The sequence below is a fragment of the Enterobacter cloacae complex sp. BZL2005 genome (assembly GCF_049238885.1).
Lineage (GTDB): Bacteria > Pseudomonadota > Gammaproteobacteria > Enterobacterales > Enterobacteriaceae > Enterobacter > Enterobacter roggenkampii.
In genome coordinates, this window is sequence record NZ_JBMKGI010000025.1 from 1 (window position 1) to 19,155 (window position 19,155).

The following is a 19,155-nucleotide window of genomic DNA, read 5'->3' on the forward strand; positions in this document are numbered from 1 at the left end:
TGGTGGATGCCACCATCATTGAGGCACCCAGCTCTACCAAGAACAAAGAGCAGCAACGCGATCCGGAGATGCATCAGACCAAGAAAGGCAATCAGTGGCACTTTGGCGTGAAGGCCCACATTGGTGTCGATGCCAAGAGTGGCCTGACCCACAGCCTAGTCACCACCGCGGCCAACGAGCATGACCTCAATCAGCTGGGTAATCTGCTTCATGGAGAGGAGCAATTTGTCTCAGCCGATGCCGGCTACCAAGGAGCGCCACAGCGCGAGGAGCTGGCCGAGGTGGATGTGGACTGGCTGATCGCCGAGCGTCCCGGCAAGGTAAAAACCTTGAAGCAGCATCCGCGCAAGAACAAAACGGCCATCAACATCGAATATATGAAAGCCAGCATCCGTGCCAAGGTGGAGCACCCGTTTCGCATCATCAAGCGGCTGTTCGGCTTCGTGAAAGCCAGATACAGGGGGCTGCTGAAAAACGATAACCAACTGGCGATGTTATTCACCCTGGCCAACCTGTTTCGGGTGGACCAAATGATACGTCAGTGGGAGAGATCTCAGTAAAAACCGGAAATAACGCCAGAAATGGTGGAAAAAATAGCCTAAATAGGCTGATTCGATGTGTTTGCGGGAAAAAAATCGGCCCAGATCCGCGAAATTTTAATCAGCGAGTCAGCTTGGGAAGAAATGACCTGCTTATTCGCACCTTCCTTAATTGTGAGGTCGACATGACCAAAAAAAACATTGTGTATGGACTCTTTCATTATTATTCATTTCGCTTATAAAAAAAACGCTCCCGGACGGGAGCGTAAGCCAGTGACTTCGGCGTCAAATGAGGGTCTGACAAGTGGAGATGCGGGTTAATTCTGGGTGATCTGGCTGCGATGCTTTTCCGCCTGTTGCTGATGAATAACGGAAGACTGGCCATTATTCGCCTTCTCATGCACAACAGCGGCTTTCTCATGCTCGCTCATTTCGGAAAATGGCTTAGCAGTTTCTTGGGTGTTCTCAGGTTTGGCTTTCATCATTTTTTTATGCATTTCAGCCATGTCCTGATGGGCGGCAGAATTGCCGTTTTGCATCATTTCATGGGACATTGCGGCCTGATCGTGACCGCTCATATCCATCATTTTCATGCTCTCCCCCTGAACTGCACTTTTTTCAGCGGATGATTGCATCTGATGGGCAGGCGCCTGGGCATTATTTACCTGGTCATGCATGTTCATTGTCTCTGCAGCCCAGGCAGATGAAGCGACAGCCATCATGGCAATAAAGGATACAAGGATCTTTTTCATGGTTGGGTCTCCGGTGTTTTCATACCCGAACAATCAATGCTTATAACAGAGAAAGCATTTGATCTCAGGGCTGGTTGATCATCACGCCAGGAACCGGGCGATTGAATTATCACGCTGTCCTGATTTATGGCTGATTATAAAAAACCGCCTCTGTTTATCGCGTGACTGAACGATGACATTTTTGTCACCTTCCGGGTTTCTCCTGAATAACGGTATTAATCCATTAACAGACGCACACTGAACACAATTTCCCGCCCCTGCTGTTCTGCTGACAGCTCGCCGCCGTGAGCATGAATGATCGACCTTGTAATTGATAATCCCAGCCCCGCGCCTTCCGTGTTGTAGAACCTTGATGAGTCTGCGCGATAGAACCGGTCAAACAAACGTTCCAGATTAGCGGGAACCTGGCCGGACATCGTATTCGTAATCATCACGTTCACACAGTCACTGTCACGCTCAAGGTGTATCGCTGTACAGGTGTTATCGGGAGAATACTTGATTGCATTGGAAAGCAGGTTACTGAAAGCACGTCGGAGCATATCGCTGTCTCCGGCAACAACGCCCTCTCCTTCAACCGTGATTGTCTTTCCTGTTTCGTCTGCCAGGGGCTCGAACAACTCACGTAATTCATTCAGTTCGGCTGCCAGATCCACATCATGTTTATCCAGCCGCAGCAGACCATGCTCTGAACGTGCCAGAAAAAGCATGTCACTGGTCATTCGTGACAACCTTTTCAGTTCTTCCAGGTTAGCGAATAAAATTTCGCGGTAATGCGAAACATCCCTTTCCTTAGCCAGTGCAAACTGCGTCTGCATCATCAGATTACTGACTGGTGTGCGCAGCTCATGCGCGATGTCAGACGAGAAATCTGACAGTTTCCGGAATGCCCCCTCCAGGCGATCAAACATATTATTGAACTCCTGCATGGTCTCAGAGATTTCCGGCGGAGCCAGATCGGGATTTAGACGCTGATCCAGGCTGTGTACGGTCATGGAGGAAGCCAGACTGGTCATTTCCCGTAGCGGTTTCAGACCAATACGTGTGGTCAGCCAGCCCAGAAAAACAGAAATAAAGACCAGACCGATATTGAACCAGAACAGCCAGGTACTGAGTTTGTCCATAAACAGGGTGTGATACCCAGTATCCGTGGCAACCGTAATGATGACATGTTTGCTTTTACCCTGTTCCGGCGTCACGGCAACCCGCCGCGAGATACTGCGGTACACGGTGTTATTTTCTTCCGTCTGGATCATATAGTCGAGAATATCACCCGACTTATTAAGCAGGACCGCTGGAACAACAGAATTTTTGGCATAGAGTTCAACAATTTTTTCATTTTCCATGTTTTTTATAGAAATGAATAAGCCATTGTGCCCCACCATCGCATCGTTTATTTTTTCTGATAATGACTTAATATCCGTTTTGTTCCTGAACGTCTCTGTTTTAAGAAACTCTTCGGTGAGCTGAAGTTTACCTGTCAGAAAATCGCGGTCCTGATTATCGAAATAGCCATTCAGGGTGCTAATCAGGATAAAACTTGATAACCACCATACCGTAAGCATCACCGCAGAAAAAATCAGGCTCAGGCGTGTGGTCAGGGAAATTTTGAACCTCACTCTTCTCTGATCTCCAGGACATATCCGGCACCGCGAACGGTATGGATCAGTTTTGGCTCAAAGTCATCATCAATTTTACTTCTCAGACGTCTCACGGCGACATCAATCACATTCGTATCACTGTCAAAATTCATGTTCCAGACCAGGGACGAGATAAGACTCCTGGGTAACACTTCTCCGGTGCGTTGCAGCAGCAACTCAAGCAGAACGTATTCTTTACCGGTGAGATGGATCTTCTTCCCCGAACGGATCACGGTCCGGCGCACCATATCAACGGTCATATCGGCGATGGTGCAGACTGTTGCGGCCTGCGAGCGTGCCCGGCGCAGTAGGGTTCTTACACGTGCAACCAGCTCCGTAAAATCAAAGGGCTTAATCAGGTAGTCATCTGCGCCAAGCTCCAGTCCTTTCACTTTGTCCCGCACGTTGTCCTTTGCGGTTAAAAACAGGACCGGTTCTTCGTGCCCGGACTCCCTCAGTGCGCTGATGATTTGCCACCCGTCGAGGAAAGGCAGCATCACGTCCAGTATTATCAAATCATACTGTCCCTTCGACGCGGCCCCGAGACCATCGCGGCCATTATTAAAGAGATCGGCCTGATAGCCTTCCTCAACCAGTCCCTGCTGCAGGTAACGACCTGTTTTTTGTTCGTCTTCAACGATTAAAATACGCTGCATGGTCAACTCGCTGATATGAAAGTAAAAATCTCACGCATGAGCTTTGGCTGTCCCCTAGCTGATCTGAGACGGAGCAAGCATTCCAAGCCACGCTACGGCGCCCAGAATGATAATCGCAACAACGAATTCTGTCAGGATGCTGTTTCGCATCAGGGCAACGCTGCGATCATAATTCCCTTCCCTGACCATAACTTCAAGCCGGGGACCCAGGTGAAACCGGTTTGCTGCAGCCAGAAGAAGCATCAGAACAAACAGAGCCGTCTTGGCAAGCAATATCCTCCCCCAGGAACTGTTGAATAAGGGAGTTAAGTTACCCTCAGCAATATACAGATAGTTGACCAGCGCACTCAGGATCAGGGCTACAACAATCACCGTTCCTGCCGTGGCAAATTTTGCCAGGGAGTCAGATATCACAATGACGCTCTGTGCATTATGCTCGTTTCTGCGCATCAGCAGGATAGCAAATGCAACCAGAGCACCTGTCCAGGCACCTGCAGCGCCGAGATGGGTCAGATCGCTCAGTAAATGGAGATAGTAATGCAGACCGTCATGCATAACGGCGTGTCCTCCCCAGGCAAGTGTAGCCAGCGCCACGCCCCCACTCATCGTCATCAGCAGGCAGGACAATACTCTCTTATTAGTGTAAAGGAACAAAGCACCGAGTGTGGTAAACAGGGCACAGAGCCTGACAATCCAGCTAATACCCACATCAGTTTCTTCTATCACCATCTCGATAACATGGATGGATAATTCTCTGAGGTCAGTTACTCCACTCATGGCATTAGATACCAGGAGCATATTAATGCCAGTAAGAATGATGCCTGTAACAACAGCAAAGGTTATAAACGACCTGAAATTAGTCAGGTTATAGGTTTCATGTCTGACACCGCTTATTCCATATATCTGAAAAAATGGCAATCCAAATATTACCATCAAATCCAGATAAAGAAGAAAACGAATAACAATCATAATCAGGTCGTTCATAATATTACTTCACTGTAAAGGTGTAATTACCGGTAATAGGGTGCGTATCTGAAGAAACCGCGCGCCAGTCAACACGATAAGTGCCAGCGGGTAAAGGCTCTCGCGGAATAATGACCATCGATTTAGGGTCAGCGCCTGGCGCCACTTTTGCCGCGACCGGCATCGGAGAATGTGATGACATGCCTTTCATACCCGTCATCGTTAATTTTGCACCTGAGAATTTCACGGTCAGATTTTCCGAGAAATTAAGCTGAATCTTTTCCGGGGCCGCTACGGCTGAATCAGCCTGTGGCACAGAGCTTTTTAATTCCGGATGGGCCATAGCAGAGAAAGCAACGCCCATAACGAGGCCACCTGTAAGAATGGCTTTATTTAAAATCGACATTTTATTTACCTGTTTAGTTGAGTGTTTTATATCAGTGCGTTAAAACCAGATTCTGGCTCCCGCCAGGAATACTACCTGATGGTCTTTCTCACCTTCTCTTTTCGCCATATCGGATGTTTTCCCGTAAAGTTGATTCCAGGAAACGCCTATATAGGGTGCAAACTCACGGCGTATTTCATAGCGCAGCCGGAGCCCCAGCTCTGTGTCAGTCAGTCCCCTGCCGCGACCCCGCGATTCATCATCCTGACTGTAGAAATTCACCTCATAGGATGGCTGGAGTATGAGCCGGTTAGTCAGTAAAACGTCGTATTCTCCTCCCAGACGAAGGGCTGCTTTTCCGCCATTACTGACAAAACCCGTAATTTCAGACTCAAAATTATAGAGTGCCAGCCCCTGAAAACCGACAGCAGCCCAGGTCCGGGCAGAAGCAGGTCTGAAATCCTGCCTGACACCCGCAACCAAATCCCACCATGGGCCAACCGCATGTCCCCAGAGTAACTGCGCTTCAGCCGCCTCCGTTTCCCCATTGCTTCGTTCACCTTCACTCTTTAGCCAAATCCGATCTGTGTCGCCTCCAATCCAGCTGTTAACACTCCAGCTGAAATTGTTGGTGTTATCCGACCGTTGCCATTCCAGTTGATCCAGCAGAACCAGATAATTAATCGCACTGTCGTGAATCGCATGCCCCTGTAAATTGCCGAATGCAGCCTTCCGGTCGGCATCGGTAACAGGCGGAATTGGCGTTCTGCTCTCAGTTACAATGGGCTCCATTGACGTCATCTCAGTGAAATTCTCATCTGCTGGCATCTGCATGGCAGACATGTCGTGCCCGGCGTGGGGATCTGCAGAGACGGAGCCCGCCGCAATAGAAAGCTGTGAGGTAAACAAACCGGCGACCAGAACAGGTATGGCCTTCAAATTTCTCTTCATTCGCATCATTCCTCCACCCGGACTTCACGAAACATTCCCATTTCCATGTGATAGAGCAAATGGCAGTGATACGCCCAGCGGCCAAGCGCATCTGCTGTCACTCTGTAACTGCGTTTTGTACCAGGGGGAACATCTATTGTGTGTTTACGAACCATGAAATTACCGTTTTCATCTTCCAGATCGCTCCACATACCATGCAGGTGAATGGGGTGAGTCATCATGGTATCGTTGATCAGCGTGATCCTGAGCCGCTCACCGTATTTCAGCAGCACCGGTGCGGCATCTGAAAACTTGATTCCGTTAAATGACCAGGCAAACTTTTCCATGTGGCCGGTTAAATGCAGTTCTATGGTACGGCCAGGTTCACGTCCGTCAGGATCCTCAAAGCGGCTTTTCAAATCCGCGTACGTGAGAACCTTTCTTCCGTTATTTCGAAGACCAATACCCGGATCATTTAATTTCGGAGAGACGCTCATCGCCTGCATATCAACCAGTGGGTTATCCGTTTCTGACGCAGGATGACTTTGCATACCCGGCATTCCGGCCATCCGGGAATGATCCATACCGGCCATGCTGCTGTGATCCATGGGCGCGGAGGATGTCCCGCTATCCGGAAGGTCAGCACCGTCCATAGACATCATCTCTCCGCTGTTATCCATGCCTCCCATCTGGCTGTGGTCCATTCCTGCCATATCATGTCCCATTCCCCCCATACCCATATCTTCCATGGTCAACAGAGGACGGGGATCGAGGGGGGGAACGGCAGCACTTAACCCCTCTCTCGTGGCCAGTGTCCCTCGAGCGTAACCGGTCCTGTCCATGGATTGTGCGAAGATGGTATAGGCCTCACCCTGAGGCTCCACAATGACATCATAGGTTTCGGCAACGGCAATCCTGAATTCGTCAACGGTAACCGGGTTTACATACTGGCCATCTGCAGCCACGACCGTCATTTTCAGCCCGGGGATACGGATATCGAAATAGGTCATTGCCGAGCCGTTGATAAACCGTAAGCGTATCTTTTCACCGGGACGGAACAGTCCGGTCCAGTTTTTCAGCGGGGCCTGCCCGTTCATGAGATAGGTGTAGGTGTAGCCACTGACATCCGCGAGGTCAGTCGGATTCATTTTCATTTCAGCCCACATTTTCCGATCGGCAATGGTGGCTGACAGCCCCCTGGTATTCACGTCGCGGAAAAAAGAGCCAACGGTTGGTTTATTGAAATTGTAGTAATCCGACTGTTTTTTTAATTTTTTCAGCAGGCTGTGAGGATTTTCATCGGTCCAGTCAGACAACATGACCACATGCTCACGATCGTAAGCAAACGGTTCTGGCTCCCTGGCATCGATGATAATGGCACCGTATACCCCCTCCTGTTCCTGCAGACCGGAATGGCTGTGGTACCAGTAAGTCCCGTTCTGCTTAACCTTAAAGGTGTAAACGTAGGTATCATCAGGCTCTATGCCCATAAAACTCAGCCCCGGAACACCATCCATATTGGCCGGAAGAATAATGCCGTGCCAGTGAATGGACGTCTGTTCATTAAGACGGTTTTTGACCTTCAGGGTAATGGTGTCACCTTCTTTCCAGCGAAGAACGGGCCCCGGCAGGCCTCCATTGATTGTTTTGGCCTGACGCTCACTGCCCGTGATATTGACGGCCGTTTCACCAATGGTCAGGTCAAACTGAGTACCCTGCAGGGATGCGGCAACTGGCAGGCTCAGACTGGAACGCGCATTGAAACTCCATACGCCAAGACTTCCGGCTACGCCAGAGAGGGTTAACCCCTTCAGGAAAGTTCGTCGAGACGTTTTCAACAGCATGCGCATTCCCTTATTTAAAGTATGGTTACTGACAGAATTCGAGAACCGATTTAAATTAAATTACTGGTTCATCCACTTACAATGAAATGAATCTAGCACACCTTAAGAAACAAATTCATTACAATCGTGTAATGTACATAGCTGTATTACATTTACGTCATCTTCCCCACAGGTTGATTATTTTTATATATGATCATAAGGACATCTTTTATGTACCTCAGAAGGTAATTACACATGAATATATTAATCACGACCACTGCGTTTACAGCTTTATTTTGTGGGGCAGCTTTTGCTCAGTCCAGTGATATTGCCCATGAAGCACATCGATTTGTTAATAATGCCTCAGCCGTCAGTCATGTGAATTCCTCGACGCATGAAAACTTACCGGACAGGGTTAATAAAAACAACACGCCCTCATTCTCTGAAATGAATGAACATGAAAGGGCCATTGTTGCTCATTCATTTATGAACAACAGCGCGTCCTATGCGCATCAGAAAATGATTGAGGAACATAAAAAAATGCTGTCCGGCAGTGATGCAAATTCAAAGACCTCGTCTTCTTCTTTTAACGAACTGAATGCCGGAGAAAAAGCCGCTCTCGTGCATGAGCAGGTCAATAATGCCGGTGCGGAAGCACATCAGACGCAGGCAAGAAAGCTTCGCGGGCTGTATTCGACCAGGTAACTGCAGGCGGGTTAGTGCTTAGCGTCAGGTGCGCAGCAGGGCTTTACTGACGGGTTACGTAGCAGGACATGAGCCCCATATTGCTCTGCCGTAACCTGTTTCAGTCCCGTTAATCATCACCGTCGGGCTGGTCATACAGTTCCCAGAGCTTCCGGAGCAAACGGGAAACAAGATATGTTACAAAAATGACGACCATCAACGGTGCTCCCGATTAACTGACAGATGACACGCCTCCTGAAAACCCCTAGCATACGCCGCAGTGTTCATGCTAACGGCGAATTCCAGTAAATGTATTCTACCGATGTCGTAAAAGAAAATGCCTACCTTTCAGCCACCCGCTCGGGGCTGGAATCGAACGAGATCGCTACTCTTCAGCGCTCCTTGCCTTCCCGGTTTAATCTGCGGCATTTGAAAAAAAATGAATCATTAAAACTCGTACTGCAAAAGAAAGCGGGAAAATCACGTGTCGTGGCCTATAAATTTACGTCCGGTTCATTTAATTACACGGCGTATCGTATATCAGATAAAAAGTTCTATAACCTTTCCGATACTTCCGGGAAAGGCAGTCTCGATTATCCGTTACCGGCCACAGCAAGACTCAGTTCGCCTTTCAATCCTGCAAGACTTAACCCGGTATCGGGAAAAGTGAGTCCCCATAATGGCATTGATTATTCCATGCCCATGAACACGAAAATAGTCAGCGTCATCGACGGAAAAATCACCCGGGCCGAATACAACAGTACCATGGGATATTTTGTTGAAGTAACGGGAAAAGCCGGTGTTAAAACTCGCTATCTCCACCTCAATAAAATACTCGTTACTAAAGGGGCCAGGGTTACCCGGGGAGACGCTATTGCGTTATCCGGTAACAGCGGACGTTCATCCGGTCCTCATCTGCATTACGAGCTGGTCATCAATAACAATCCTGTTAACTCACTGGCGTTCCGGACGGCGGCACCCGCTGATAACAAACTCGAACAGCATGCCTTTGCGCATGCCAGAGACTACGAACGATACTTGGACTGATAACGGGACCGCGACGCGGTCCCGTCTGCCGGATTAATTTTTTTTATCGTTTTCACTTCCGTGATGTTGATGATCTCCATGCCCCCCGTGACCGTGGAAAAGATGCATGAGCGGACAAAGCAGCAGTAACAGATATGGCCAGTAGCCTGCCACATGTGACCAGTGTTCGCGCAGGAGAGCAAATGCCGCAATCGCGGCGACAGCAATAAGCGCATAGGTTGTACTTTTCATACCGGACTCCTTCTGTTCGTAACAGCCCCTTCACTCAGTGTTATTTCCCGAGCCTGACACTTTTCAGACGCAACGCATTTGCAATGACGCTAACGGAGGAAAGGGCCATGGCCGCCGCCGCAATAACTGGCGACAGCAGTATTCCATACACAGGATAAAGCAGACCTGCAGCTACAGGCACCCCAAGAGCATTGTAGATAAACGCAAAAAACAGATTCTGCCGGATATTTTTCATGGTGATCTCTGACAGATGACGGGCCCTGTTGAGTATCATCAAATCGCCTTTGAGAAGGGTAACGCCAGCACTTTCTATTGCCACATCTGTACCCGTTCCCATGGCTATACCCACGTCAGCCGCTGCCAGCGCCGGGGCATCATTCACACCGTCTCCGGCCATCGCAACCACATGGCCAGACTCTTTCAGTCGGGTTATCACTGCTTTTTTGCCATCCGGCAGAATCCCGGCTTCAACCTCATCTATTCCCAGTTTCCGTGCGACTGCTTCAGCAGTAAGCTGGTTATCCCCGGTGAGCATAACAATGCGGATCCCCGCCTGACGCAAAGCTTTAAGCGCATCCGGCGTGGTTGCTTTCACGGGATCCGAGATAGCTATCAGGCCTGCAAGGTTCCCGTCTGTGGCCACATAGATAACGGTAGCGCCTTCCATCCGCAACGTATCCGCAACGGCCTTTTGATTATCAATAACGATACTGTTTTCCTGCATAGCCAGTTCATTACCAATAACAACCCGTTGACCTTCGACATCGCCTGAGACACCTTTCCCCGACGGGGCATTGAAATTACTGACGGCAGGTATCACGATCCCCTTTTCATGCGCGGCTCTGACAACAGCCATACCCAACGGATGCTGCGAACCTTTTTCCACTGCAGCTGTTACACGTAAAAGAGATATTTCCCCACCCGGACTGAGACTGATAATCCCTGTCACCGTAGGCGAACCTTCCGTGAGCGTGCCTGTTTTGTCGACAACCAGCGTGTCCACTTTTTCAAGACGCTCAAGGGCTTCGGCATTCTTGATTAACACCCCGGCCTGGGCGCCTTTGCCCACCCCCACCATTATCGACATCGGCGTGGCCAGTCCCAGCGCGCAGGGACAGGCAATAATCAGGACCGACACAGCCGCAATGAGACCGTGCGCCATCCTGGGCTCGGGCCCCCAGACAGACCAGATCAAGAAAGCAACAACCGCGATAAGTATCACCAGAGGAACAAACCAGCCTGAAACGCTGTCTGCCATTCTCTGGATGGGGGCACGCGAACGCTGTGCATCAGCGACCATCTGAACAATTCGTGAGAGCATCGTTTCATCACCGACTTTCTCTGCACGGATGATAAGACTACCTGTCTGATTAATCGTCCCCCCAATGACAGGGTCACCCTTCGTTTTGGTAACCGGCATAGACTCCCCGGTCACCATCGATTCATCCACGGTTGTTTTGCCTTCGATCACGATACCGTCGACCGGAATACTCTCTCCAGGTCTGATGCGGAGCTTATCGCCAGGCAGGACATCTTCCGCATTAATATCCGTTTCATGACCGTCATGATCCAGCCGTCTGGCGGTTTTGGGGGCAAGGTTCAGAAGCGCAGTAATGGCGCCTGAGGTTTGTTCCCGTGCCCGCAGCTCAAGAACCTGTCCCAGCAGAACAAGCACCGTAATAACTGCTGCGGCTTCAAAATAAACGGCCACCAGGCCATCCATGTTTCTGAACGATGCAGGAAACCAGGAGGGGAAGACGGTTGCAATGACGCTGTAAACCCAGGCTACGCCGGTCCCCATTGCAACAAGGGTAAACATATTCAGGGAGCGGTTACGTAACGACATTCCGGCCCGGGCGAAGAATGGCCAGCCACACCACAACACGACAGGGGAGGCCAGAAGCAACTGCAGCCATGTGTTGTACTGTGGCGGTACTGTATTCCTCAAGTCGGGAAACAGATGAGATCCCATTTCGAGTACCAGAACCGGAAACGCCAGCAACAACCCCAGCCAGAAGCGTCTTGTCATGTCGTGAAGTTCATCACTCGGCCCCGTGGATGCCGTAGCTACGAGCGGCTCCAGTGCCATTCCACAGACAGGACAGCTTCCGGGACCACTGCGGCGTATCTCCGGGTGCATCGGACATGTCCACACACCTTCAGAATTCTCTTTTTCCGCCTGGTTGTGAGGCTGTTTTATCTGATCAGGGCTGACTTCGTGATGATCGTGGTGATGGTGATGGGAATGTTCACTGGCATCTTCGGTAAAATAATGATCGGGATGGGCTTTAAATTTGCTCTCACAGCTGGCGGAGCAGAAATAAAGCTGATGGTCCTGGTATCGAATGCTGCTGTGCGCCTTGTCAGGCAGGATGACCATCCCGCACACGGGATCTCTCACCTTATGCAATACGTGGCCCTCGTCCGGGGATAATGTCTGCTCAGAAGCAGTCTGGTTGTTGTGTTGCACTGCATTGTCATTTTTCACAGTAACTCTCCTTATGCATACCGAAGCATCTTCTGTCTTCAGGGTATGTCATGGATGCGATTACCACGAATATCGCCGGCACAGGAGTGCCTGCTACCGGCGTCCCGTTATCAGCCGTTCCGCTGACTATTCGATTCGCTGGAAGACTTTTTTACTTCCATCCGGTGAGAATGCGATAACATCGTAAGCCTCTTTTCGGGCTCCCATCTCCATTCCAGGACTTCCTGCTGGCATACCGGGGGTGGCGAGACCGTATATACCCGAACCAGACTGCATTGCCTTATGTATCGTTGTCGCAGGCACATGGCCTTCAATGATCAAATTACCGGCAACCGCGGTATGACAACTTCGTAGTCCTGCAGGAACAGCATGCTTTTCTTTCAGGGCTGACAGCGCCTGATCATTCATGACGTGAGTTCGTACTTCGAACCCGTCTTTTTCCATCGCTTTGCCCCACAGGGAACAACAGCCACAGTTTTCAGATTTGTACATATCAATCACTTTTTCACTCGCCATCGCGGGTAGTGAAAGGCCGAGAGCCAGCGCCATTAGAACCACTTTTTTCATACTCACCTCTGTATATTATCGATATAAACCCTGACGTCAGGGTGAATCAGTAAAGAAGGACACCCACAGGGGGTGCCCTTTCAGGTTCAGGACACGCTTTTTTTATGTCTGCGCAGCCAGATTAATTTGTAGGCGGCAGGAATAATGAACAGGGACAGCAGCGGAGCCGTGATCATCCCACCAATCATGGGTGCCGCAATACGGCTCATGACTTCTGAACCTGCGCCGGTTCCCCAGAGTATTGGCAGCAGACCCGCAATGATCACCGCCACGGTCATGGCTTTCGGCCGGACACGCAGTACGGCACCATGATAGAGGGCTTCATCAAGACCTTCCGGTGTGAACGTCTCTTTACGGGACAATTCCGGGTGCGCTTCAATGGCATGACGCAGATACATCAGCATGACCACGCCAAACTCTGCTGCCACCCCGGCCAGGGCGATAAACCCGGTTCCGGTCGCCACTGACATATGGAAGCCCTGCCAGTACAGGAACCATATTCCGCCAACCAGGGCGAACGGCAGGCTCATCAGGATCAGCAGGGCTTCGTCAACCCGGCGGAATGCCAGATACAACAGGATGAAAATGATCATCACCGTCATCGGCACCATCAGCTTCAGTTTCTTGTTGGCATGCTCAAGCAGTTCAAACTGTCCGGAGAATGCCACACTGGTTCCCGGTCTCAGTTTCACTTTCTCGCTGATGGCCGTCTTAATGTCGTTAACCACCGACACCATGTCCCTGCCGCGGGCATCAACATAAATCCAGCTGGCTGGCCGGGCATTTTCGGTTTTCAGCATGGTTGGTCCAGAAACGACGTTAATATCCGCGACATCGCCCAGCGTGATCTGCTGCTTCATCGGGGTCAGGATCGGCATCTGTTTCAGCGCCTGCGGACTGTTCCGGTAATCCTGCGGGTAGCGAATGTTAATAGGGTACCGGGCCACCCCTTCAACCGTCTCACCCACCATAGCACCTCCGATTGCTGAAGAGACGAACAGCTGGACATCACCTACCGTCATCCCGTAGCGGGAGGCTTTCTCCCGGTTGATATCGATATCGATGTAGCGCCCGCCCTCAAGTCGCTCAGCCAGGACAGACACCACGCCAGGCACGGTTTTGGCTACCGCCTCGATACTCTGCGCCGTCGCGTCGATATCGGACAGAACAGTCCCGGACACTTTGATACCTATCGGGCTTTTGATCCCGGTTGAGAGCATATCAATACGGTTACGGATAGGCGGCACCCAGAGGTTTGCCAGACCCGGTAAACGGACTGTCCTGTCGAGTTCATCAATAATCTTGTCAATTGTCATGCCGGGACGCCACTGATCCTCAGGTTTGAGCTGGATCGTGGTTTCCACCATTTCGAGCGGCGCGGAATCCGTTGCGGTCTCTGCTTTACCGGTCTTGCCAAATACAGAAGCCACTTCAGGAACGCTTTTGATTAACTTGTCTGTTGTCTGCAGGAGCGCTGCAGCTTCTGCCGGAGAGACGCCAGGCAAGGTCGACGGCATATACAGCAGATCGCCCTCGTTAATCTTCGGCAGAAATTCACCGCCCACCTGACTCAGTGGCCAGATAACCGTGAAAATGGACAAGGCCGCAACCAGCAGGGTTGTTTTTGGCCAGTGGAGGACCCGCAGCAGCAAAGGATGATACGCTTTGATCAGCACCCGGTTCAGGGGGTTACTTGTCTCGGCAGGAATTTTCCCCCGGATCCAGAATCCCATCAGAATAGGAATGACGATGATGGCCAGTGCGGCCGCTCCCGCCATGGAGTACGTTTTCGTGAATGCCAGCGGGCCAAACAGACGACCTTCCTGCCCTTCCAGGGTAAAGATAGGAATAAAGGACAGGGTGATGATCAGCAGGCTAATGAACAACGCGGGTCCCACTTCCACGGAGGCGTCGGTAATCACCTTCCAGCGGGTGGCGTTGTCAATCTGCTCACCCGGATGCTGATGATCCCACTCCTCAAGCCGTTTGTGCGCATTTTCAATCATCACAATGGCGGCATCCACCATCGCACCGACGGCAATCGCTATCCCTCCCAGCGACATGATATTGGCGTTCAGTCCCTGGAAGTGCATGACGATAAAGGCGATACACAGGCCAAGCGGCAGAGAGATAATCGCCACCAAGGCAGAACGTACGTGCCACAGGAACAGAGCACAGACGATGGCCACCACGATAAACTCTTCCAGAAGTTTGGAACTGAGGTTATCAATCGCCCGGTCGATTAACTGGCTGCGATCGTAGGTGGTCACGATTTCAACGCCTTCCGGCAGGCTGGCCTTCAGCGTCTCCAGTTTATCCCTCACTGCCGTGATAACGTCGCGCGCATTTTTACCCGACCGCAGGATCACCACGCCGCCAGCGACTTCTCCCTGGCCGTTCAGCTCGGCAATACCACGCCTCATTTCGGGCCCGGTCTGCACGCGGGCAACATCCCGCAGATAAACCGGCACGCCGTTCTCACCTGTTTTCAGGACGATGTTATTAAAATCATCAATGCTCTGAAGATAACCGCTGGCACGGACCATATACTCCGCTTCGGCCATTTCAACGGATGAGCCACCGGCCTCCTGGTTAGACGATTCAAGTGCCTGTTTCACTTCGGGCAGGCTGATACCGTACTGGGACAGTTTTACCGGATTGACCTGAATCTGGTACTGTTTCACCACGCCGCCAACCGAAGCGACCTCAGCCACGTTCGGGATGGTTTTCAGCTCAAATTTCAGGAACCAGTCCTGCAGAGAGCGCAGTTCTGAAAGGTCGTGTTTTCCGTTGCGATCGACAAGGGCATATTCAAATATCCAGCCCACTCCCGTGGCGTCCGGGCCGATTTCAGAGCTCACACCCGCAGGCAGTTTGCCCTGAACCTGATTCAGGTATTCCAGCACGCGCGAACGGGCCCAGTACAGATCGGTGCCGTCTTCAAAAATGACATACACATACGAATCACCGAACTGTGAAAAGCCACGCACGGTTTTTGCGCCAGGTACGGACAGCATGGTGGTGGTAAGCGGATAGGTGACCTGGTTTTCTACAATCTGCGGGGCCTGTCCGGGATAGCTGGTTTTAATAATGACCTGCACATCTGACAGGTCAGGCAGCGCATCGACCGGCGTGTTAATTATCGTCCATGTGCCCCAGATGCTGAGAAACAGTGCGCCCATCATGACCAGGAAACGGTTGGCGACAGAGCGCCGGATAATCCATTCAATCATCGTCGTCTCCTCAGTGCCCTGAATGCATATTTACAGGCTGCTCAGACATTGCTGGCATACTGTTTTCTGTTTTTTCAGGGTGGCGCATACGTTCCAGCGCGCCCGTAATATTGGCTTCGGAGTCAATGAGGAACAGGCCACTGACCACCACGGTATCGCCTTCATTCAGGCCGGAGCCAATGCCGGACTGTTGCTGTGATTCATGCAGAACGTGGATCTGTTTCGGCACAAACTTGCCTTCATCATCAACAGTAATCACGCGCTGTTCTTTGCCGGTATCGATAACGGCCTGGCTTGGTATCAGCAGCATCTCCTGGCTCTTGGTATTCAGTTTCAGATAGGCATTCATGCCCGGCTTGAGAAACTCATCCTTATTAGAAACCTGGAGACGGACCTGAAGCGTACGGGTTGTCTGATCCACGCTGGGAAGAATGTTCCATTTTTCGACATGGAATGTTTTATCCGGATAAGCCGGTACCGAAATTTCAAACTGCGACGTATCTTTCAGCAGATAGGCGATAGATTCTGGCACTGCAGCGCTGATCCAGACCGGGTCCATCCCCTGAATCTGAGCCACTACTTTATCTTTCGAAATATTCATTCCGGTGCGCAGGTCAAACGCAGTAATGACACCATCAATAGGTGCTTTAATGGTAAAACGGGTCTGGATTGTGCGGGTTGAACGCAGCCTTTGAATATCCTCTTCCGGCATACCAGCCAGACGAAGTCGCTCCAGAACCCCTTTTATCTGGGTTGACGTACCGCCTGTACCGGATAACAGCAGGAACTCACTTTGTGCCTCAACCCATTCAGGAATGGTGATATCGATAAGCGGAGTGCCTTTCTTCACATGATCGCCAATCGTCAGGGGATACACTTTTTCGACGAAACCGTCAGAACGCGCCTGCACAATGACAAACTGATACTCGTTGTAACTGACATTAGCCGGGATTGTCTGGGAATAATTCAGCATTCCTCGCGTAACTTTTTGCGTTTTTAATCCCAGATTCTGAACCTGGGTTGGATCGATACGGATCCCGCCACTGCTTTTATCGCCACTTTCATCAGCATATTTCGGCACCAGGTCCATATCCATAAAGGGAGATTTTCCGGGTTTATCAAATTTGGTATCCGGTTTCATCGGGTCATACCAGAAAAGTACCTTTCGCTCCGGTGCCTTTTGTTCGGTTTGTACTGTTTTTTGTGATGAGTTTACATACTGCCAGGCAGTAACCGATATCAGCCCCCCTGCTATGAGGCTGCTGATAATTATTGCAGCATATTTTATCTTTAAAGAAGCCATACAATTTCTCGCTGAAAAATCAAAACACCTGGCATATGCGCCCGATCATTCATTCACAGTAATCCCTTAATGAATGTTCAGGCGCACTGGATGTATTCGCTCCGGACTGATAATCAGGATTGCGTAACGTTAATGCTTTTGAGTAAGGAGATATTGCCCTGCTGAATAAACGAGAAATCGACATGGTTGCCGGTTTTCAGGGCATTGATAGCGTCGTCTGCATTAACAAAAGTGAAGCGCATGGTCATTGCAGGCCAGCCCACAGCAGGGATTGCTTCGTGCGAAATGGTAATCTTTTTACTATTCATATCAATGTCTTTAACGACACCGGTGCCCTTGATAACCTGCTGTACCGAAGCATCACTGGCAGCATTCATATCGCCATGCTGATGTGTTTCAGCATGAAGACCGGCAGAAAACATGACAGAGAAGGCACCAAATAAAACGGCTTTAAGTGAATTACGCATTTTTAATTTCCTGATTAATTAAATAAATTTACTCTACCCAACCGCCACCCAGCGCGGTAAACAGATTAATTTCGTTAACCTGTCGGGAATAGGTAAGATCGAGAATGGTTTGCTGCGTAGCGAAGAGGGAACGTTCTGCATCCAGCACTTCGATGTAACTGACAGCACCACTTGCATATAATCCTCTGGCACGCTGGAGAGTTATCTGAAGTGAATCAAGATAACGCTGCTGTGACTCAAGTTGCTGGCTAAGGCTGTCGCGCAGCGCAAGCGTGTCGGAAACATCCTTAAAGGCTGACTGAATTTTTTGTTCGTAATTAACCACCGATTGTTGCTGGCGAATTTCAGCCAGCTTCAGATTGGCTTTATTCCTGCCAGCATTAAAAATAGGAATTTCAATTTTAGGGATAAAATTCCACATTCCACTTCCTGACGTAAACAGGCTTGACAGCTCCGTACTGCTTGCGGAAAGACCACTGGTCAGGGTAATGGAGGGGAAAAAGGCCGCTCGCGCTGCGCCAATATTGGCATCAGCCGCTTTCAGCTGATATTCCGCTTCCATAATATCCGGTCGCTGCAGCAAAATTTGTGAAGATAGATTTGGTGGCAATTTTACTGGTGCGATCTCCCCGCCTTTCATCCCTTTTTCTGACGGAAGTGCGCGGTACGTTCCCAGCACCAGTTGCAGGGCATTGTTTGCCTGAGCCAGATCGCCTTCTCGTTTGGCTATTTCGGCGCGGGTACTTTCGATTTGTCCTCTCGCCTGTTCAAGTGCCAGAACGTTCGTACTCCCGGTCACGAGCTGTTGCTCAACGAAAGCATAGGACTGTTCATAATTTTTCAGCGTTTCCCGCGCAATACGGAGTTGTTCGTACGCCAGTTGCTGGCTGAAATAGCTCTGTGAAACGTTGGAGACCAGCAGGATGTGTACGGCACGACGGGCTTCTTCGCTGGCAAAGTAGTTCTGGCGATCAGCCTCACTCATGTTCTTAAGTTTGCCAAAAAAATCGAGCTCATAGCTGAGCTCCAGACCCGCGTCGTACTCCTGTGTGGTCGGCTTGTCACCTTTCAGACCACCGTTGTATGTGATCCCGGATGAGGCATTCAGTTGGGGATAACGATCTGCATCCGTGACGTTGAACTGGGCCCGGGCCTCTTCAACCTTCAGGGCAGCCATTCTCAAATCACGGTTATTATTCAGGGCTTCACCGATCAGCCTGCTGACCTGGGGATCGACAAAAAAGTTTCGCCAGCCCGTATCCTGATAGCTGTTTACCGCAGGCGTCAGACTGTTTTTAGACAATGAAAACTGCTGGGGAACCGGAGCTGGCGGACGCTGATATTCAGGTGCCAGAGAAACACAACCAGCCAGGATGAATATGGTACTGATGCTGAGTAATTTTAATTTGAACATAACGCTTCTCGTACAGGCAGACCTGGTAAATGGTTC

Annotated in this window: 18 protein-coding genes; 4 read left to right on the forward strand and 14 right to left on the reverse strand. The window is 50.4% G+C overall.

The window, feature by feature from the left end; all coding sequences use genetic code 11:
• Both ACOTXI_RS23175 and ACOTXI_RS23180 read left to right on the forward strand, forming a co-directional pair.
• The coding region (locus ACOTXI_RS23175) for an IS5 family transposase (RefSeq protein ID WP_421766146.1) at positions 1-560 on the forward strand (560 nt) is incomplete at its 5' end.
• Positions 542-781 carry a hypothetical protein gene (locus ACOTXI_RS23180; RefSeq protein ID WP_305956163.1) on the forward strand — a complete coding sequence of 80 codons (240 nt, stop codon included), beginning with the start codon at positions 542-544 and terminating at the stop codon, positions 779-781. The genes ACOTXI_RS23175 and ACOTXI_RS23180, both read left to right, overlap by 19 nt.
• Positions 782-856: 75 nt before the next feature.
• Here the strand turns inward: ACOTXI_RS23180 and ACOTXI_RS23185 are convergent, their stop codons facing one another.
• From ACOTXI_RS23185 to pcoA, 7 genes are all read right to left on the reverse strand, one after another.
• Positions 857-1,291 (reverse strand): hypothetical protein, encoded by a 435-nt coding sequence (locus tag ACOTXI_RS23185; protein ID WP_004118347.1) that lies wholly within the window; start codon positions 1,289-1,291, stop codon positions 857-859.
• Positions 1,292-1,506: 215 nt separating this feature from the next.
• Positions 1,507-2,907 (reverse strand): copper resistance membrane spanning protein PcoS, encoded by a 1,401-nt coding sequence (gene pcoS, locus ACOTXI_RS23190; protein ID WP_002436614.1) that lies wholly within the window; start codon positions 2,905-2,907, stop codon positions 1,507-1,509.
• The gene (gene pcoR / locus ACOTXI_RS23195) at positions 2,904-3,584 is read right to left on the reverse strand and encodes a copper response regulator transcription factor PcoR (protein ID WP_001188930.1); all 681 of its coding nucleotides are present in this window, start codon (positions 3,582-3,584) and stop codon (positions 2,904-2,906) included. Before pcoR ends, pcoS begins: the two co-directional genes overlap by 4 nt.
• A 54-nt stretch (positions 3,585-3,638) precedes the next feature.
• Positions 3,639-4,517 carry a copper resistance inner membrane protein PcoD gene (gene pcoD / locus ACOTXI_RS23200; RefSeq protein ID WP_080821469.1) on the reverse strand — a complete coding sequence of 293 codons (879 nt, stop codon included), beginning with the start codon at positions 4,515-4,517 and terminating at the stop codon, positions 3,639-3,641.
• A gap of 55 nt (positions 4,518-4,572) precedes the next feature.
• Positions 4,573-4,953 carry a copper resistance system metallochaperone PcoC gene (gene pcoC, locus ACOTXI_RS23205; RefSeq protein WP_000025662.1) on the reverse strand — a complete coding sequence of 127 codons (381 nt, stop codon included), beginning with the start codon at positions 4,951-4,953 and terminating at the stop codon, positions 4,573-4,575.
• 39 nt (positions 4,954-4,992) lie between these two features.
• Positions 4,993-5,883, reverse strand: coding sequence for a copper resistance outer membrane transporter PcoB (gene pcoB, locus ACOTXI_RS23210; protein WP_001378118.1), 891 nt, complete (start codon positions 5,881-5,883; stop codon positions 4,993-4,995).
• A gap of 5 nt (positions 5,884-5,888) precedes the next feature.
• Complete coding sequence (gene pcoA, locus ACOTXI_RS23215; RefSeq protein ID WP_000925242.1) at positions 5,889-7,706, reverse strand: multicopper oxidase PcoA; 1,818 nt, start codon at positions 7,704-7,706, stop codon at positions 5,889-5,891.
• Positions 7,707-7,940: 234 nt separating this feature from the next.
• Between pcoA and ACOTXI_RS23220 the strand changes: the two genes are divergently transcribed.
• Entirely contained in the window at positions 7,941-8,390 is a 450-nt protein-coding gene (locus tag ACOTXI_RS23220) for a copper resistance protein (protein ID WP_001023257.1), read from the forward strand.
• Between the two features lie 288 nt (positions 8,391-8,678).
• Positions 8,679-9,416: a peptidoglycan DD-metalloendopeptidase family protein gene (locus ACOTXI_RS23225; protein WP_004388332.1), complete on the forward strand. Its 738-nt coding sequence runs from the start codon at positions 8,679-8,681 to the stop codon at positions 9,414-9,416.
• Between the two features lie 33 nt (positions 9,417-9,449).
• Here ACOTXI_RS23225 and ACOTXI_RS23230 read toward each other — a convergent pair whose 3' ends face one another.
• From ACOTXI_RS23230 to silC, 7 genes are all read right to left on the reverse strand, one after another.
• Positions 9,450-9,647: a DUF2933 domain-containing protein gene (locus ACOTXI_RS23230; protein ID WP_004388331.1), complete on the reverse strand. Its 198-nt coding sequence runs from the start codon at positions 9,645-9,647 to the stop codon at positions 9,450-9,452.
• A gap of 40 nt (positions 9,648-9,687) precedes the next feature.
• Positions 9,688-12,135, reverse strand: coding sequence for an Ag(+)-translocating P-type ATPase SilP (gene silP / locus ACOTXI_RS23235; protein ID WP_023327683.1), 2,448 nt, complete (start codon positions 12,133-12,135; stop codon positions 9,688-9,690).
• A 126-nt stretch (positions 12,136-12,261) separates the two neighbouring features.
• Positions 12,262-12,702, reverse strand: coding sequence for a DUF411 domain-containing protein (locus ACOTXI_RS23240; RefSeq protein ID WP_008322815.1), 441 nt, complete (start codon positions 12,700-12,702; stop codon positions 12,262-12,264).
• Between the two features lie 86 nt (positions 12,703-12,788).
• A complete protein-coding gene (gene silA / locus ACOTXI_RS23245) occupies positions 12,789-15,935 on the reverse strand; it encodes a Cu(+)/Ag(+) efflux RND transporter permease subunit SilA (RefSeq protein ID WP_000574021.1) in 3,147 nt (1,048 codons plus the stop codon).
• 10 nt (positions 15,936-15,945) lie between these two features.
• Positions 15,946-17,238 carry a Cu(+)/Ag(+) efflux RND transporter periplasmic adaptor subunit SilB gene (gene silB / locus ACOTXI_RS23250; RefSeq protein ID WP_001485328.1) on the reverse strand — a complete coding sequence of 431 codons (1,293 nt, stop codon included), beginning with the start codon at positions 17,236-17,238 and terminating at the stop codon, positions 15,946-15,948.
• A gap of 113 nt (positions 17,239-17,351) precedes the next feature.
• Positions 17,352-17,705, reverse strand: a complete 354-nt coding sequence (gene cusF / locus ACOTXI_RS23255) for a cation efflux system protein CusF (RefSeq protein WP_001246153.1) — start codon at positions 17,703-17,705, stop codon at positions 17,352-17,354.
• Between the two features lie 28 nt (positions 17,706-17,733).
• Complete coding sequence (silC, locus tag ACOTXI_RS23260) at positions 17,734-19,119, reverse strand: Cu(+)/Ag(+) efflux RND transporter outer membrane channel SilC (protein ID WP_000475512.1); 1,386 nt, start codon at positions 19,117-19,119, stop codon at positions 17,734-17,736.
• Positions 19,120-19,155 lie beyond the last annotated feature (36 nt).

What these genes read in the sequence shown, in the direction of transcription:
- ACOTXI_RS23185 (WP_004118347.1), bottom strand. Translation starts at nt 1,291, where the DNA reads ATGAAAAAGATCCTTGTATCCTTTATTGCCATGATGGCTGTCGCTTCA.
- pcoR (WP_001188930.1), bottom strand. Translation starts at nt 3,584, where the DNA reads ATGCAGCGTATTTTAATCGTTGAAGACGAACAAAAAACAGGTCGTTAC.
- pcoD (WP_080821469.1), bottom strand. Translation starts at nt 4,517, where the DNA reads ATGGTAATATTTGGATTGCCATTTTTTCAGATATATGGAATAAGCGGT.
- pcoC (WP_000025662.1), bottom strand. Translation starts at nt 4,953, where the DNA reads ATGTCGATTTTAAATAAAGCCATTCTTACAGGTGGCCTCGTTATGGGC.
- pcoB (WP_001378118.1), bottom strand. Translation starts at nt 5,883, where the DNA reads ATGAAGAGAAATTTGAAGGCCATACCTGTTCTGGTCGCCGGTTTGTTT.
- pcoA (WP_000925242.1), bottom strand. Translation starts at nt 7,706, where the DNA reads ATGCTGTTGAAAACGTCTCGACGAACTTTCCTGAAGGGGTTAACCCTC.
- ACOTXI_RS23220 (WP_001023257.1), top strand. Translation starts at nt 7,941, where the DNA reads ATGAATATATTAATCACGACCACTGCGTTTACAGCTTTATTTTGTGGG.
- ACOTXI_RS23225 (WP_004388332.1), top strand. Translation starts at nt 8,679, where the DNA reads ATGTATTCTACCGATGTCGTAAAAGAAAATGCCTACCTTTCAGCCACC.
- ACOTXI_RS23230 (WP_004388331.1), bottom strand. Translation starts at nt 9,647, where the DNA reads ATGAAAAGTACAACCTATGCGCTTATTGCTGTCGCCGCGATTGCGGCA.
- ACOTXI_RS23240 (WP_008322815.1), bottom strand. Translation starts at nt 12,702, where the DNA reads ATGAAAAAAGTGGTTCTAATGGCGCTGGCTCTCGGCCTTTCACTACCC.
- silA (WP_000574021.1), bottom strand. Translation starts at nt 15,935, where the DNA reads ATGATTGAATGGATTATCCGGCGCTCTGTCGCCAACCGTTTCCTGGTC.
- silB (WP_001485328.1), bottom strand. Translation starts at nt 17,238, where the DNA reads ATGGCTTCTTTAAAGATAAAATATGCTGCAATAATTATCAGCAGCCTC.
- cusF (WP_001246153.1), bottom strand. Translation starts at nt 17,705, where the DNA reads ATGCGTAATTCACTTAAAGCCGTTTTATTTGGTGCCTTCTCTGTCATG.
- silC (WP_000475512.1), bottom strand. Translation starts at nt 19,119, where the DNA reads ATGTTCAAATTAAAATTACTCAGCATCAGTACCATATTCATCCTGGCT.